Source organism: Streptomyces canus (genome assembly GCF_001514145.1).
Classification (GTDB): Bacteria; Actinomycetota; Actinomycetes; order Streptomycetales; family Streptomycetaceae; genus Streptomyces; species Streptomyces canus.
In genome coordinates, this window is the sequence record NZ_KQ948662.1 from 476,229 (window position 1) to 490,301 (window position 14,073).

Annotated in this window: 13 protein-coding genes; 5 read left to right on the forward strand and 8 right to left on the reverse strand. The window is 72.4% G+C overall.

Annotated features, from left to right (window positions below):
- Nucleotide 1: 1 nt before the first annotated feature.
- The 5 genes from AQJ46_RS24650 to AQJ46_RS24670 all read right to left on the reverse strand — a co-directional run bounded on the left by AQJ46_RS24650 (nt 2) and on the right by AQJ46_RS24670 (nt 6,185).
- A complete protein-coding gene (locus AQJ46_RS24650; RefSeq protein WP_059207651.1) occupies nt 2-2,995 on the reverse strand; it encodes an AAA family ATPase in 2,994 nt (997 codons plus the stop codon).
- Nucleotides 2,992-4,155 (reverse strand): exonuclease SbcCD subunit D, encoded by a 1,164-nt coding sequence (locus AQJ46_RS24655; protein ID WP_059207652.1) that lies wholly within the window; start codon nt 4,153-4,155, stop codon nt 2,992-2,994. Before AQJ46_RS24655 ends, AQJ46_RS24650 begins: the two co-directional genes overlap by 4 nt.
- Nucleotides 4,156-4,258: 103 nt before the next feature.
- A complete protein-coding gene (locus AQJ46_RS24660; RefSeq protein WP_059207653.1) occupies nt 4,259-4,885 on the reverse strand; it encodes a YigZ family protein in 627 nt (208 codons plus the stop codon).
- Nucleotides 4,886-4,929: 44 nt separating this feature from the next.
- Nucleotides 4,930-5,472: a SixA phosphatase family protein gene (locus tag AQJ46_RS24665; protein WP_059207654.1), complete on the reverse strand. Its 543-nt coding sequence runs from the start codon at nt 5,470-5,472 to the stop codon at nt 4,930-4,932.
- Nucleotides 5,469-6,185 carry a hypothetical protein gene (locus tag AQJ46_RS24670; RefSeq protein WP_208616978.1) on the reverse strand — a complete coding sequence of 239 codons (717 nt, stop codon included), beginning with the start codon at nt 6,183-6,185 and terminating at the stop codon, nt 5,469-5,471. The genes AQJ46_RS24665 and AQJ46_RS24670 overlap by 4 nt, the downstream gene beginning before the upstream one ends.
- 191 nt (nt 6,186-6,376) lie before the next feature.
- On the opposite strand from AQJ46_RS24670, the gene AQJ46_RS24675 reads away from it, so the two are divergent.
- The 3 genes from AQJ46_RS24675 to AQJ46_RS24685 all read left to right on the forward strand — a co-directional run bounded on the left by AQJ46_RS24675 (nt 6,377) and on the right by AQJ46_RS24685 (nt 9,877).
- Nucleotides 6,377-6,784, forward strand: coding sequence for a CoA-binding protein (locus AQJ46_RS24675; RefSeq protein ID WP_059207656.1), 408 nt, complete (start codon nt 6,377-6,379; stop codon nt 6,782-6,784).
- Nucleotides 6,785-6,935: 151 nt separating this feature from the next.
- Nucleotides 6,936-8,573, forward strand: a complete 1,638-nt coding sequence (locus tag AQJ46_RS24680; protein ID WP_059207657.1) for an APC family permease — start codon at nt 6,936-6,938, stop codon at nt 8,571-8,573.
- A gap of 86 nt (nt 8,574-8,659) precedes the next feature.
- Complete coding sequence (locus AQJ46_RS24685; protein WP_059207658.1) at nt 8,660-9,877, forward strand: 4-hydroxybenzoate 3-monooxygenase; 1,218 nt, start codon at nt 8,660-8,662, stop codon at nt 9,875-9,877.
- A gap of 4 nt (nt 9,878-9,881) precedes the next feature.
- Here AQJ46_RS24685 and AQJ46_RS24690 read toward each other — a convergent pair whose 3' ends face one another.
- On the reverse strand, nt 9,882-10,241 hold the full coding sequence (locus AQJ46_RS24690) for an ArsR/SmtB family transcription factor (protein ID WP_057610561.1): 360 nt from the start codon (nt 10,239-10,241) through the stop codon (nt 9,882-9,884).
- A gap of 9 nt (nt 10,242-10,250) precedes the next feature.
- Here AQJ46_RS24690 and AQJ46_RS24695 point away from each other — a divergent pair, with 9 nt between their 5' ends.
- Nucleotides 10,251-11,363, forward strand: a complete 1,113-nt coding sequence (locus AQJ46_RS24695) for a cation diffusion facilitator family transporter (protein WP_107117326.1) — start codon at nt 10,251-10,253, stop codon at nt 11,361-11,363.
- 559 nt (nt 11,364-11,922) lie between these two features.
- On the opposite strand, the gene AQJ46_RS24700 is transcribed toward AQJ46_RS24695, so the two are convergent.
- Both AQJ46_RS24700 and AQJ46_RS24705 read right to left on the reverse strand, forming a co-directional pair.
- Nucleotides 11,923-12,480, reverse strand: a complete 558-nt coding sequence (locus AQJ46_RS24700) for a YbaK/EbsC family protein (RefSeq protein WP_057610559.1) — start codon at nt 12,478-12,480, stop codon at nt 11,923-11,925.
- Nucleotides 12,481-12,500: 20 nt separating this feature from the next.
- Complete coding sequence (locus AQJ46_RS24705; protein WP_059207659.1) at nt 12,501-13,073, reverse strand: helix-turn-helix domain-containing protein; 573 nt, start codon at nt 13,071-13,073, stop codon at nt 12,501-12,503.
- A 93-nt stretch (nt 13,074-13,166) separates the two neighbouring features.
- Between AQJ46_RS24705 and AQJ46_RS24710 the strand changes: the two genes are divergently transcribed.
- Entirely contained in the window at nt 13,167-14,024 is an 858-nt protein-coding gene (locus AQJ46_RS24710; protein WP_059207660.1) for an EamA family transporter, read from the forward strand.
- Nucleotides 14,025-14,073 lie beyond the last annotated feature (49 nt).

Consider the following 14,073-nt stretch of genomic DNA (forward strand, 5'->3'; position numbering starts at 1 on the left):
CTCAGCCGCCGCCCCGCTGTTTCAGCACCGACCCCGAGCGCCCCTTCACGACCTCCAGCTGGGCGTGGATCCGCCGGCGCAGGTCGGCCACATGGCTCACGATGCCCACGCTGCGGTCGCGTTCCCGCAGTGAGTCCAGGACGTCGAGGACCTCGTCCAGGGTCTGGTCGTCGAGGCTGCCGAAGCCCTCGTCGATGAAGAGGGTGTCGAGCCGGACCCCGCCGGCCTCGTCGGTGACGACGTCCGCCAGGCCGAGGGCCAGGGCGAGGGAGGCGAAGAAGGTCTCCCCGCCCGACAGGGTCGCGGTGTCCCGCTCGCGTCCGGTCCAGGCGTCGACGACGTGCAGCCCGAGTCCGCTGCGGCCGCGTCCGGTGCGGTCGTCGGAGTGGACGAGGGTGTAGCGGCCGGAGGACATGCGCTGCAGGCGTGCGGTCGCGGCGGCCGCCACCTGTTCCAGGCGGGCCGCGAGCACATAGGCCTCCAGCCGCATCTTGCGTTCGTTGTCCGCGGAGGTGCCCGCGGCGAGTGCGGACAGCCGGGCCACCCGGTCGTACTCCTCGCGCAGCGGCGCCAGCCGCCTGAGGCCGGTGGCCGAGCGGGCGGAGAGCCGGTCGAGTTCGGCGCAGCGCCGGGCGGCCGCGTCGAGCGCGGAGGCGGCCTCGCGGACCCGGCGACCCGCGTCGGCGGCGGCCCGCTCCGCCCGCGCCACGTCGGCGGGCGGCTGCTGCGCGGCGTCGGAGGTGTCGGTCTCGGCGAGTACGGCCCGTACCGCGGACTCCTCGGCCTGCCAGGCGTCCAGCCGGCGCTGGAGGTCGCGGTGGGCCGTCTCGTCGAGGAGGGCGGCGGCCGCGGCCTGCGGGGTGTCGAAGCCGGCCCGGAAGGCGGCGTCGGCGAGCCGGGCGTCGGCGTCCTTGAGCCGCTGGGCGGTGTCCTCGGCGACGCGCGCGGTGTCGGCGCCGTCGGTGAGCAGTGCGGCCTGCCGCTCCAGCTGGGCGGCGCGGGCGGCCACGCTGTCGGCGGCGCCGCGCGCTTCGGTCAACTCCGCTTCGAGGGTGGTGCGTTCCCGGTCCAGGGCGTCCCGGCGGGCGCCGCGGGACGCGGTGCGCACGGCGGCGTCCTGCTGGGCCGACAGCCGCTGTTCGCGCTCCCGCTCGGCCTGCCGCAGCTGTTCCGTCGCGGTGTGGAGAGCCGAGGCGGCGCTGCGGGCCTGGGCGTATTCGCGCTCCAACTCGTCGACCTGGACGGCGAGTTCCTCGGTGGAGGTGTCCCCGGCCTCGCCCTGGGCGGCGGCCAGGGCCCGCTGGACGAAGGCGAGGCGCCGCTCGGCCTCGGTGCGCTGTTCGTCGGCGTGCTGCGAGGTGGCGAGCGCGCGCTCCTCGGTCTCCCGGTCGACGTGTCCGGCGTCCTTGCGCGCGGGGGCGGGGTGTTCGGTGGCGCCGCAGACCGCGCAGGGCTCGCCGGCGGTGAGTTGTGCGGCCAGCTCGGCGGCGATGCCGTTCAGCCGCTGTTCCTTGACGTCCAGCCAGTCGGCGCGGGCCTTCAGCGCGCGGTCCGTCGCCTCGATGACCTGTTGCTGGGCGTCGTCGGTGTCCCGGGCGAACTGGTCGCGCTGGCGTGCGGCGGCGAGCCGCTTGCGGGCGGGCTCCCGCTGCACGGCCAGCTGTTCGGCGCGGGTGGCCGCCTCCTGGGCGGACTCGACGCCGTGCAGAAGACCCGCGCGGGCCTCCTCCCATCCGGCCAGCCATGCCTCGGCCTCCTGGAGAACCTCCTCGTCGGAGCGCTCCTGGCGGTCCAGGTCGGCGCGTTCCACGACGAGTTCGGCCAGGCGCTGCTCGGCGCGCCGGGCCGAGTCCAGGCCGCCCAGCTCCTCGGCCGCTCGGCGTGCGGCGGCGGCGAGTCCGGCGGCGCCCGCCCCCGCGAAGGTGTCCGGCAGCAGCCCACGCGCGCGTGCCTCGGCCACGGCCGCCCGGCGGTGCTCCGCCTCTGCCTCTTCCCGCAGCTCCAGCGCGGGCGCCACCGCCTCCGCCTTGCGGGACCTCTCCATCCTGGCCTGTGCCCGGTGGTAGCCGTCGGCGCGCTCCTCAAGCAGTGCGGCCCGCTCGTGCGCCTGGTCGAACCGGCGTTGCAGCCGGTCGACTTCGCGTATGTCGGCCAGGGCGCGCTCGGCGGCGGCCTGGGCGGACTCCGCGGCACCGAGTCCGCAATGGGCGATCGTCAGCTGCTCACGGGCGGTGCTGCGGGCCACGGCGGCCGCGCTCAGGACGGCCTCGGCCAGCCCCGGTTCACCCGGCGCCAGCTCGGGCAGCTCCATCGCGTCACCGGCCGCCTGCTGCATACGGTGCGCGTCGGCCAGCAGCTCGGCGTCCCCCTCACGCACCTGCGCCTCGGCGGCACGGCGGCGCTCGGCCAGCCGCTTCTCGACCTCGGCGAACCGATGGGTGTCGAAGAGCCGTCCCAGCAGCTTGCCGCGCGCTTCGGCGTCGGCCCGCAGGAAGCGCGCGAAGTCGCCCTGGGGCAGCAGCACGACCTGGCAGAACTGCTCGCGGCTCATGCCGAGCAGCTGGGTGATCTCCTCACCGATCTCCTGGTGGGACCGGCTCAGGTCCTTCCACGCCCCGGCGGCCCCGTCGTACTCGCGCAGCCAGCTCTGCGCCTTGTCGAGCGTCGTACCGGATCCGCGCTTCTTGGGGCGCTCCCACGGCGGTTGCCGGGTGATCTCCAACCGGCGCCCGGCGACGGTGAGTTCGAGGCGGATCTCCGTGCGGGTACCCGAAGCGGCGTGATCGCTCCGCAGAGTCATGCCCTGTCCGCTCTGCCGGGCCCCCGGCACGGCGCCGTACAGCGCGTAGCACACGGCGTCCAGCACCGACGTCTTGCCCGCTCCCGTCGGTCCGTGCAGCAGGAACAGCCCCGCCGCCGACAGTTCGTCGAAGTCGACCGTCTGGGAACCGCCGAACGGTCCAAAAGCCGTGATGTCCAGCCGGTGCAGCCTCACCGCGCCACCTCCCGCACGGTCTCGTCCGCGCGCACGGCGTCGAACGCGTCCCGCAGCACGGTCTGTTCACGCTCGTCGGGCCCGGCGCCTCGCACATGGGCCACGAAGTCCTCGGCGATCTCCTGGTCGCTGCGCCCGGCCAGCCGCCGGGCGTACGACACATCGGGGTCGTCCGGGGTCCGCTCGGGATCGAACACGAGGCTGAGCGTGTGCGGGAAGCGCTCACAGAGCCGGGCCATGGGTTCCGCCGGGCGGACCGGGTCGGTGAGGGTCGCCTCGACCCAGGCCTCCTCCTGGGGCACGAGCCGCGGATCGGCGAGGAGCTCCTCCAGCGTCCCCCGGATGCGGGCCAGCGCCCGCGGCACCGGGCAGTCGACGCGCTCGGCGGTGACCGCGCCCTCCGCGTCCAGGTCGACCAGCCACATGCTCTTGCGGTGGTCGGTCTCCGAGAAGGAGTACGGCAGCGGGGACCCGGAGTAGCGCACGCGCTCGGTGATGGTCTGGCTGCCGTGCAGATGCCCGAGGGCCGCGTAGTCGACCCCGTCGAAGACCCCGGCGGGCACGGCGGCCACCCCGCCCACGGTGATGTCCCGCTCGCTGTCGCTGGCCTCGCCGCCCGTGACGAAGGCATGGGCGAGGACGACGGACCGCGTCCCCCGCGCGCGCGTCGCGAGATCGGCGCGGACGCGGTCCATGGCGGCGGCGAGCACCGCCTCGTGGCCCGCCTTCTCCACAGCGAACTCGTCCTTCACCAGGGCGGGTTCAAGATACGGCAGCCCGTAGAAGGCCACGTCACCGTGGACATCGGAGAGGACCACGGGAGTCCCGCACGCCGCCGGTTCGGTCCGCAGATGGATACCGGCGCGTTCGATCAGCCCCGCGCCGACCCCCAGGCGGCGGGCGGAGTCGTGATTCCCTGAGATCATCACCGTCGGCACGCCGAGGTCGGCGAGCCTGTGCAGGGCGGCGTCGAACAACTCGACCGCGGCGAGCGGCGGCACCGCCCGGTCGTACACGTCTCCCGACACGACCACCGCGTCCACCCCGTGCTCCCGCACGGTCGTGACGAGGTGACCGATGAACTCGGCCTGGGCCCCGAGCATGTTGACCCGGTGGAACGCCCGGCCGAGATGCCAGTCGGAAGTGTGCAGCAGCCTCATGATCCCCGAGACTAACGGCCGGGTCTGACATCACGGGCGGTTACTCCCGTATCGACCCGTCATGACCAGAGACAGGAAAGGGCGTTATGCCCGGAAAGTGCAACTAGGCGTCCCCGTACGCCTCTCCCCCGAGCGCGAACCCCGCCGTCCCCGCGGTCACGTCCGCCAGCCATCCCCGGAACGCCTCCACGTCCGCGTCCGGCAAGCCGATCTCGATCGTGACCGCCTCGCCGTACCGCACGTCCCGCACCTCGCGTCCGGTCGAGCGCAGGTCGTTCTGCACCTTGCCGGCGCGCTGGTGGTCGACGGTCACCGTGGCGAGGCGGAACCGACGCCGGGTGAGGGTGCCCACCGTGTCCAGGGCCTCGCCGACCGCGCCGCCGTACGCCCTGATCAGTCCGCCCGCGCCGAGCTTGACGCCGCCGTAGTAGCGGGTGACGACGGCGGCGATGTACCGCATGTCGCGGCGCAGCAGCATCTGGAGCATGGGGACGCCCGCGGTGCCGCCGGGTTCGCCGTCGTCGTTCGCCTTCTGGATCGCGGCGTCGGCGCCGATGACGTACGCATAGCAGTTGTGGGTGGCGTCGGCGTGCTCCTTGCGGACGGACGCGATGAAGTCCTGGGCCTCCTTCTCGGTGGCCGCCGGGGCGAGGGCGCACAGGAAGCGGGAGCGGTTGACCTCGGTCTCGTGCACCCCCGCGCGGGCCACTGTGCGGTACTCGTCCTGCATCCGGTCAGCCTAGTCCGTCGGTGAAGGCGTCCCGACGGGCCGGCTCACCGCATCCTGCCCCGCGGCACCATCACGGACGTGAGCAGCGCCGTCCCCGGCTCCAGGCTCCGCCAGGACGTGCCGTGCCAGGTCAGCACCGCGATCGCCGAGGTCGGGAACTTCACCCGCACTTGGTCCAGCGCGTCGTCGAGGCTGTCCCCGGCCAGCGTGAGGACGAGTTCCTCCAGACCGGGGTTGTGTCCGACGAGGAGCAGCGTCACGACCTGGGGAGGTGTCGCGTGCACGGCCGCCTGCAGCTGCGGTACGTCGGCCCCGTACAGCTCCGGGTCGAGGCGTACAGGCGGTGGGGTGCCCCACTGGGCGGACGCCAGCTCCCAGGTCTGCCTGGCGCGTACGGCGGTGGAGCACAGGGCGAGGTCGGGGAGCAGGTCGGAGGCGGCGAGGGCGCGGCCCGCCTCGGGTGCGTCCCGGCGGCCGCGGGCTCCCAGTGGGCGGTCGTGGTCGGCGACGCCCTCGGGCCAGGCGGACTTGGCGTGTCTCAGCACGATCAGGCGGCGCAGCGGGCCCGCTCCGGTGCGCGCCGTCATGCCGGGGATCCCAGGTCGCGGGTGAGTTCGAGACCGAGCAGCCGGTCCGCGTGGGCGTACGTCTCGAAGCGGGCGCCTTCCGGCAGGTCCGACTCCTCGACCCACCGCAGTGCGCTCAACACCTCGGGTACGTCCAGGTCGTCCTCCCAGGCGGTACGGAGCCGTCCGCGCACCTCGTCGGGGACGGGCCGTGACGGATGCCGTGCCCAGGCGGCGACGGCCCGGCGCCAGCGCACGAGGGTGCCGTGGGCCTCGCCCAGGATCGCCTCGTCGAGCCGTGCGGGCGTGCTCCGGGGCGCGACGAGCAGGGCGAGGCGGACCACGGCGGGGTCGGCGCCCTCCGGAAGGTCCGGCGTGTCGACGGGCGCGACGGCGACCCGTACGCCGTCCGGAGCCGCACCGCCCTCTCCCACCACATGGACGACCTGGGACTCGCCCCAGCCGGGGCCGACGTCTCGGCGGTCCTCGAAGGGCCGGATGCCCAGGGCGGCGGCGCCCGCGTGCAGCTCCGCCTGTTCGCGGTCGCCGGTGAGCAGCGCCCACACGGGTGTGCCGCCGATTTCCAGGGCCCTGACGAGGAGATCGGCGACGAGCAGGACTCGCAGGGCGGAGAGGTCGTAGCCCCGTACATGGGCTTCGACTCGGGTCAGGCCCCTGCGGGCGGGGACGGCGTCCACGGGCCGGCCGGTTCGGGCGTCGGTGATGCGCAGCACGGGGTGAGCGTAGGCGGACGGAGGGCTCCGCGCAGGTGACTGACCGGTATTCCGGACATGGGTACGGGATTCAACCAACCGCATCCGCCTGCGGGCCTCTACGACGCCCCCTCCCCGCCGCCCGGAATCAACCGCGCCCGCCGGCTGTTCCCGATCACAACAGTCCTGGCATCCAGAGCAAGGAGCCGAGCGTGTACGGCGACTCAGCAATTGTCCGCAGGATCCTCACCGAGCTCGGCGACACCTGGGCGATCGTGGGCCTGTCGTCGAACCAGCGGCGCGCGGCCTACGGGGTCGCCGAGGTGCTCCAGCGCCACGGCAAGCGGATCGTGCCGGTCCACCCCAAGGCGGAGACCGTGCACGGCGAGCAGGGCTATGCCTCCCTCGCGGAGATCCCCTTCGACGTGGACGTGGTCGACGTGTTCGTGAACAGCGACCTGGCGGGAGCGGTCGCCGACGAGGCCGTGGCCAAGGGCGCGAAGGCCGTCTGGTTCCAGTTGGACGTCATCGACGAGGCGGCCTACGACCGCACCCGCGCGGCCGGCCTCGACATGGTCATGGACCGGTGCCCGGCGATCGAGATCCCCCGCCTGCGCTGATTTCTTTCCCGGATTCCTGAAACACTCGCAAGGAATTCCCCGTAAAGAAGTCAAATATGCGACAACCGCCTTTAACCCAAAGGCGGTTGATTCGTAACCTGGGGCCGCTCACACAGTAAATGTATGCAATTCGTGAGAGGCCCCTTAATTTATGGTAAGCGTCGATTCAGCACCTGAGACAAAGGGGAAGCCGGGCAGCGGCCTGCGGCGGGACGTGGGACTGATCGGGCTCATGTGGGCCTCGGTGGGGTCCATCATCGGCTCCGGCTGGCTCTACGGCGCCGAAAAGGCGGTCGTCATGGCCGGCCCCGCGGCGATCATCTCGTGGATCATCGGCGCGGTCGCCATTGTCCTGCTGGCCCTGGTGCACGCGGAACTGGGCGGCATGTTCCCGGTGGCGGGCGGTACCGCACGCTATCCGCACTACGCGTTCGGCGGCCTGGCCGGAATGTCCTTCGGCTGGTTCTCGTGGCTGCAGGCGGCGACCGTGGCGCCGATCGAGGTCGAGGCGATGATCGGGTATGCCGGGCACTGGAGTTGGGCGAAGGGCTTCCAGCACGCCGACGGCACACTCACCGCCAGTGGGCTCGCGGTCGCCGTGTTCCTCATGGCCGTGTTCGTGGCCGTCAACTTCTTCGGCGTCCGAGTGCTCGCGTTCACCAACAGCGCGGCCACCTGGTGGAAGATCGGGGTGCCGCTCGTCGCCATCTTCGTCATCGCGGTCGGCAACTTCCATCCGGGCAACTTCACTTCGGAGGGCTTCGCGCCGTTCGGCGCCAAGGGCGTGCTGAGCGCGATCAGCTCCAGCGGCATCATCTTCGCGCTGCTGGGCTTCGAGCAGGCGATACAGCTCGCCGGCGAGAGCCGTGACCCGAAGCGGGACCTGCCCCGGGCGACCCTCGGCTCGGTCGCGATCGGCGCCGTCATCTACGTCCTGCTGCAGCTGGTGTTCATCGTCGCCCTCCCGCACTCCGCCTTCGCCCACGGCTGGGCCAAGCTGAACTTCGAGGGCATCAGCGGGCCCTGGGCCGGCCTTGCGACCCTCGTGGGCCTCGGTTGGCTGAGCGCGGTGCTGTACCTCGACGCGGTGATCTCCCCCGGTGGCACCGGCCTGATCTACACGACCGCGACCTCCCGTGTCTCCTTCGGTCTGGCCAAGAACGGCTACGCGCCGAAGGTGTTCGCCCGCACCGACCGGCGGGGCGTGCCGTGGTTCGGCCTGATCATGTCCTTCGTGACGGGCGTGGTGTGCTTCCTGCCCTTCCCCAGCTGGCAGGAGCTGGTCGGCTTCATCACCTCGGCAAGCGTCCTCATGTACGCCGGCGCGCCGCTCGCGTACGGCGTGTTCGCCGAGCGGCTGCCGCACCTGGAGCGTCCGTACCGGCTCCCGGCCGGCAAGGTGATCGCCCCGCTGTCCTTCGCGGTGGCCAACCTGATCATCTACTGGGCGGGTTGGGACACCCTGTGGCGGCTCGGGGTGGCCATCGTCCTCGGCTACCTGCTGCTCGGGGTGTACGCCTGGTACGCGGTGACCGCCGGACTGCCCGACGCGCCCCGGCTCGACTGGAAGGCCGCACAGTGGCTGCCGGTCTACCTGCTGGGTCTCGGCCTGATCTCCTGGCAGGGCGGCTTCGGCGGGCAGGGACACCTGGGCCTGTGGTGGGACATGCTGGTCGTCACCGTCTTCTCCCTGGTGATCTACTACTGGGCCAAGGCGACCGCCTCCCGCCCCGAGGACATCGAGCGGAGCATCGACGAGGTCGTCGTCACCGAGGCGCCCGCACACTGAGGAAACAGTCCGGACGGGGCGCCTCCGCGTGTGGAGGCGCCCCGGCACCACTCCCGCCCTCCACAGGGCACCGACATAATGTTCGGGTGACCTCCGCCTCCCTCCCCAACTCCGGTGCCCCCCAACGCTTTCCGGTCGTCATCGTCGGCGCCGGGCCCGCCGGACTCACCATCGGCAACATCCTGCGAGCCGAGGGTGTGGACTGCCTCGTGCTGGAGGTGGAGACCCGCGAGTTCATCGAGCAGCGGCCGCGGGCGGGCGTCATCGAGGAGTGGGCCGTACGCGGTCTCCAGCGGCGCGGCCTCGCCGACACCCTGCTGGAGCGCGCCCAGTTGCACACCGAGTGCGAGTTCCGCTTCGCCGGCGACCGCTTCCGCTTCGCCTACGGCGAGCTGACGGGACAGCACCACTTCGTGTATCCGCAGCCGCTGTTGGTGACGGACCTGGTGCGCGAGTACGCCGACGTACGGGGCGGCGAGATCCGCTTCGGCGTGCGGGACATCCAGCTGCACGACCTGGAGACGCCCAAGCCGTCGGTGTCGTACACCGATGCCGGCACGGGCGAACGACAGCTGGTCGCTTGCGAGTTCGTGGCGGGCTGCGACGGGGCCCGCGGCGTGACCCGCACCGTCCTCCCCGAGACCACGACCATCGCCCGGCACGACTACGGCATCGGCTGGCTGGCGCTGCTCGCCGAGGCGCCGCCGTCCTCCGACTGCGTCCTGTTCGGCATCCACCCGAGCGGCTTCGCCGGGCACATGGCCCGCAGCCCCGAGGTCACCCGCTACTACCTGGAGTGCCCGCCCGGCGACGACCCCGAGAACTGGTCCCACGACCGCGTCTGGGCCGAACTCCAGCAGCGGCTGGGCGCGGACGGCACCCCGCCGCTCACCGAGGGCCGGCTGATCGAGAAGCGCGTCCTGGACATGCACAACTACGTGGTCGAGCCCATGACGTTCGGCAGGCTCTTCCTCGCCGGGGACTCCGCCCATCTCACCGCGCCCATAGCGGCGAAGGGCATGAACCTCGCCCTGCACGACGCCTTCCTGCTCGGCGACGCGCTCGTCGCCTACCTCGGCAAGGGCGACGGCAGCGGCCTGGACGGCTACTCGGAGGCCTGTCTGCGGCGCGTGTGGGACTACCAGGAGTTCTCGCAGTGGCTCTCCGAGGTCTACCACGGCACGTCGTCGGGCGACGAGTACCGCGCGGGCACCACCTTCGCCCGCCTCCGGCGCCTGTTCACCTCACCTGCCGCCGCCGCGGCCTTCGCGGAGCAGTATCTCGGTACGGCGGCCACGTACTGACCTCTCAGTCGTGCACCGGCCGGTCACTGAGCCGGTGGTCGGCCACGTTCAGGGCCTCGTCGACGAGGCGGCGCAGGTGCCCGTCGCGCAGTGCGTAGATCACCCGGCGCCCCTCCTTGCGCGTGTTCACCAGCCCGGCCAGCCTGAGCCGCGCCAGGTGCTGGCTGACGGCCGGCCGGGCCGCTCCGCACGCCTCCGTGAGGGTCGTGACGTCGGCCTCTCCCCCGGTCAGGGCGTGGAGAAGGGTGAGGCGGGTGCGGTCGCCGAGCAGGGCGAGGATCTCGGCGGCCAGGGCGAACTGTTCCTCGCCGGGGGTGCGCGGGTGCGCATCGTGCGCAGTTGATAGGTGCATGCGTGCGCTCATACGCACATAATGGCTCCGTGGGCGGGGTACGTCCACCACCGCGCGCACCGGAAGGGGTACGACGTGAGCCACCACGAGCACGGTCACGGTCATGACCACGGTCACGACCATCCGCAAGGGCACGAGCACGGACGCCCCGGCCTCCGCCATCGTCTGGCGCACGTCCTCACCCCCCACTCCCACGAGACCGCCGACAAACTCGACTCCGCCCTGGAGTCCTCCGCCCGCGGCATGCGTGCCTTGTGGGTCTCGCTGGCGGTGCTGGGGGTCACGGCCCTGATGCAGGCGGTCGTCGTGGCCGTGTCCGGGTCCGTCGCGCTGCTCGGCGACACGGTGCACAACGCGGCGGACGCGCTGACCGCCGTACCGCTGGGCATCGCCTTCGTGCTGGGCCGGCGCGCGGCAACCCGCCGTTTCACGTATGGCTACGGCCGTGCCGAGGATCTCGCGGGCATCGTGATCGTGCTGACGATCGCCGCAAGCGCGGCCTTCGCGGGGTGGGCGGCGATCGACCGGCTGCTCGATCCGCGTCCCGTGGCACACGTCCCGGCGGTCGCCGCGGCCGCGCTGGTGGGCTTCGCGGGCAACGAGTGGGTCGCCCGCTACCGCATCCGGGTGGGCCGGGACATCGGATCGGCCGCACTGGTGGCGGACGGACTGCACGCCCGCACCGACGGGTTCACCTCACTGGCCGTGCTCATCGGGGCCGGCGGCTCGGCCCTGGGCTGGCAACTCGCCGACCCGATCGTGGGCTTGGCGATCACGGCCGCGATCACACTGGTGCTGCGGGACGCGGCACGCGAGGTGTTCCGGCGCGTGCTGGACGCCGTCGACCCGGAGCTGGTGGACCGGGCCGAGGGCGCGCTGCGCGAGGTCGAAGGGGTGCGCGGGGTGGGCGAGTTGAGGCTGCGCTGGATCGGACACCGGCTGCGGGCCGAGGTGGCGGTCGTGGTGGACGGGGAGATGACGGTGCGCCAGTCGCACGCGGTCGCCGTCGAGGCCGAGCACGCCCTGCTGCACGCGGTGCCCCGCCTCACCGCAGCCCTGGTGCACGCCGACCCGGCCCCGGTCCCGGGCGAGACGGACCCCCACCACGCCTTGGCCCACCACGCACCGGCCTGAGAGCAGGGGCTCACCGGCCCGGGCCCAGAACCCTCCGCCCCGAAGCCGGAACCTCCCCGGCCCGAGGCCAGGACTCCCGGCCCGACGCCAGGACCCCCGGTCCGAGATCAGGACTCTTCAACCTGAGACCTGTACCCCACCGATCCCAGACCAGCACCCCTCGGCCCTGAGGCCAATATCCTCCGGCTGGGCAGGACCCTTCCGGCCCGAGGCCAGGACCCTTCCGGCATGGCCGCTGCCGAGAACTGCGTCGCGGCGCGCCGGCGCGGACCTCGCGCAGGCGCCACAAGGCCAGCACTCTCCAGCCCGAGCTGAGAACCCTCCGACCCCGAGAACAAGACCCCCACCAGACCCCCGGCCCCAAATCAGAACCCCTCGGGCGTGGCCGCCGCCGAGCGCTCCATCGCGGCTCGCAGCGCGCGCAGGCGCCCGACGCCAGGACCCTCCGACTGCGAGGCCAAGACCTCTCCGGCCGGAGGTCAGCACCCTCCACCCCGAGATCAGAACCCCACAGGCCAAAGGCCGGCACCCCCGGCCCGAGGCCAGACGCTCGACCTGGTCAGGCGATGCCGAGTCCCTCCAGTACCACCGCGCCCGGCAGTTCCGCGAACGCCTTCCCCGGTACCAGCAGCTTCCCCCGTCGCCGCCCGCTGCCGACCAGGACGTACGGGAGGTCGACCACGGCCGAGTCGACCAACAGCGGCCAGTCGCCGGGGAGTCCGATCGGGGTGATGCCGCCGTACTCCATGCCGGTCTCCCCCGTAGCCGTGTCCATAGAGGCGAACGAGGCCTTGCGGGCGCCGAGTTGGCGGCGGACGACCCCGTTGACGTCGACCCGTGTGGTGGAGAGCACCACGCACGCGGCGAGGGTGCTCTCGCCACCGCGCTTGCCCGCGACGACCACACAGTTCGCCGACCGCTCGAGGAGTTCCCGGCCGTAGTGCTCGACGAAGACCGCGGTGTCGGCCCACTGCGGGTCGGTGTCGACGTACACGATCTGCTCGGCGGGGACGCTGCCGCTCCAGTGGCGTACGGCGTCGGCGACCGGGCGGGTCAGCTCGTCGAGGGCGGCGGGGGCGGGGGTGGCGTGGTCGAAGTGTCCGATGGGTGCGTCCATGGCGGCACGCTAACAGCCGCTCACGGCACGGCCGGCACCGAGACGGCCAGCATCCACAGCGCGGGAACGTCGCCCTGATTGGCATACACATGCTCGGCGTTGGCCTCGAAGGTGACGCTCGCCCCGGCGGGGACCCGGTGCTCGACGCCGTCGACGGTCAGGGTCATCTCGCCCTCCGTGACATGCAGGATCTCGACCGTCCCGGCGGGGTGCGGATCCGACCGGCTGCTCTCGCCCGGCATCATCCGCCACTCCCACATCTCCAGCGGGCCGGGGGCCTCCGCGCCCGCGAGCAGCCGGCTCCAGCTGCCCGCGTCCGTGCTCCACAGCCGCACCACCTGCTCCGGCGGGACGATCCGCACCTTCGGCCCCTGCTCGTAGTCGAGCAGTGTGGTGATGCTGATGCCGAGCGCGTCGCCGATCTTCACGACCGTGCCGAGGCTGGGGTTGGTCCGGGCCTGCTCGATCTGGATCAGCATGCCGCGGCTGACCCCGGCTCGGGCGGCGAGCGCGTCCAGGGTGAAGCCGCGCTCGGTCCGCCAGCGCTTGACGTTGCGCGCCAGGGACTGGGTCAGCAGGTCGAGGTCCGACACTTCACGTCCAATATTCTGTATGACACAGTGCAACTGAATGAACTACGGTGGGGTGTACCCCATCGTTCACCGAACTGTACTGCGAGGCGACCCGTGACAGCATTCTTCGCCCTGGCCACCAGCCTGTTGTGGGGCCTGGCCGACTTCGGCGGCGGGGTGTTGACCCGACGGCTCCCGGCTCTCACGGTGGTGGTGGTCTCGCAGGGGATCGCCGCGGCCGTGCTCGGTGCGATCGTGGTGGCGACCGGTGGCTGGAGCGAGGCAGGACACCGGCTGTTGTTCGCGTTCGCCGCGGGTCTGGCCGGACCGGTCGCCCTGATCTGCTTCTACAAGGCGCTCGCGATGGGGCCGATGGGTGTCGTCTCCCCGCTGGGCACGTTGAGCGTGGCGGTCCCGGTCGGTGTGGGTCTCTTCCTCGGCGAGCGTCCCGGGCTCACGCAGGCCGCGGGCATCGCGGTGGCCGTCACCGGAGTGATCCTGGCGGGCGGGCCCCAGTTGCGCGGCGCCCCGGTGCAACGCCGGGCGATCGTCCTCACCCTGATCGCGGCACTCGGCTTCGGTACGGTGTTCGCCCTGATCGCGGAGGCGTCCACGAGCGTCACCGGCCTGTTCCTCGCCCTGTTCGTGCAGCGCCTGGTCAACGTGGCGGTGGGCGGCGCGGCCCTGTACGTCTCGGTGAAACGGGGCGCGCCCGCGCTCCCGACGACCGGCTTCCCCTGGTCCTCCCTCCCTGCGCTCGCCTTCATCGGCCTCGCGGACGTGGCGGCGAACGGCACATACTCGGTGGCCGCCCAGCACGGCCCGGTCACGGTGGCCGCCGTGCTCGCCTCGCTCTACCCGGTGGTCACGGCCCTGGCCGCCCGCGGCTTCCTCAGCGAACGCCTCCGCACCCTCCAGGCAACGGGCGCGGGCCTGGCCCTGCTCGGCACCCTGCTCCTCGCAACAGGCTGACCCCGGCCCGCCCTTGCCCTACTCCACCCTGGCCCACTCCCCGCCGGTC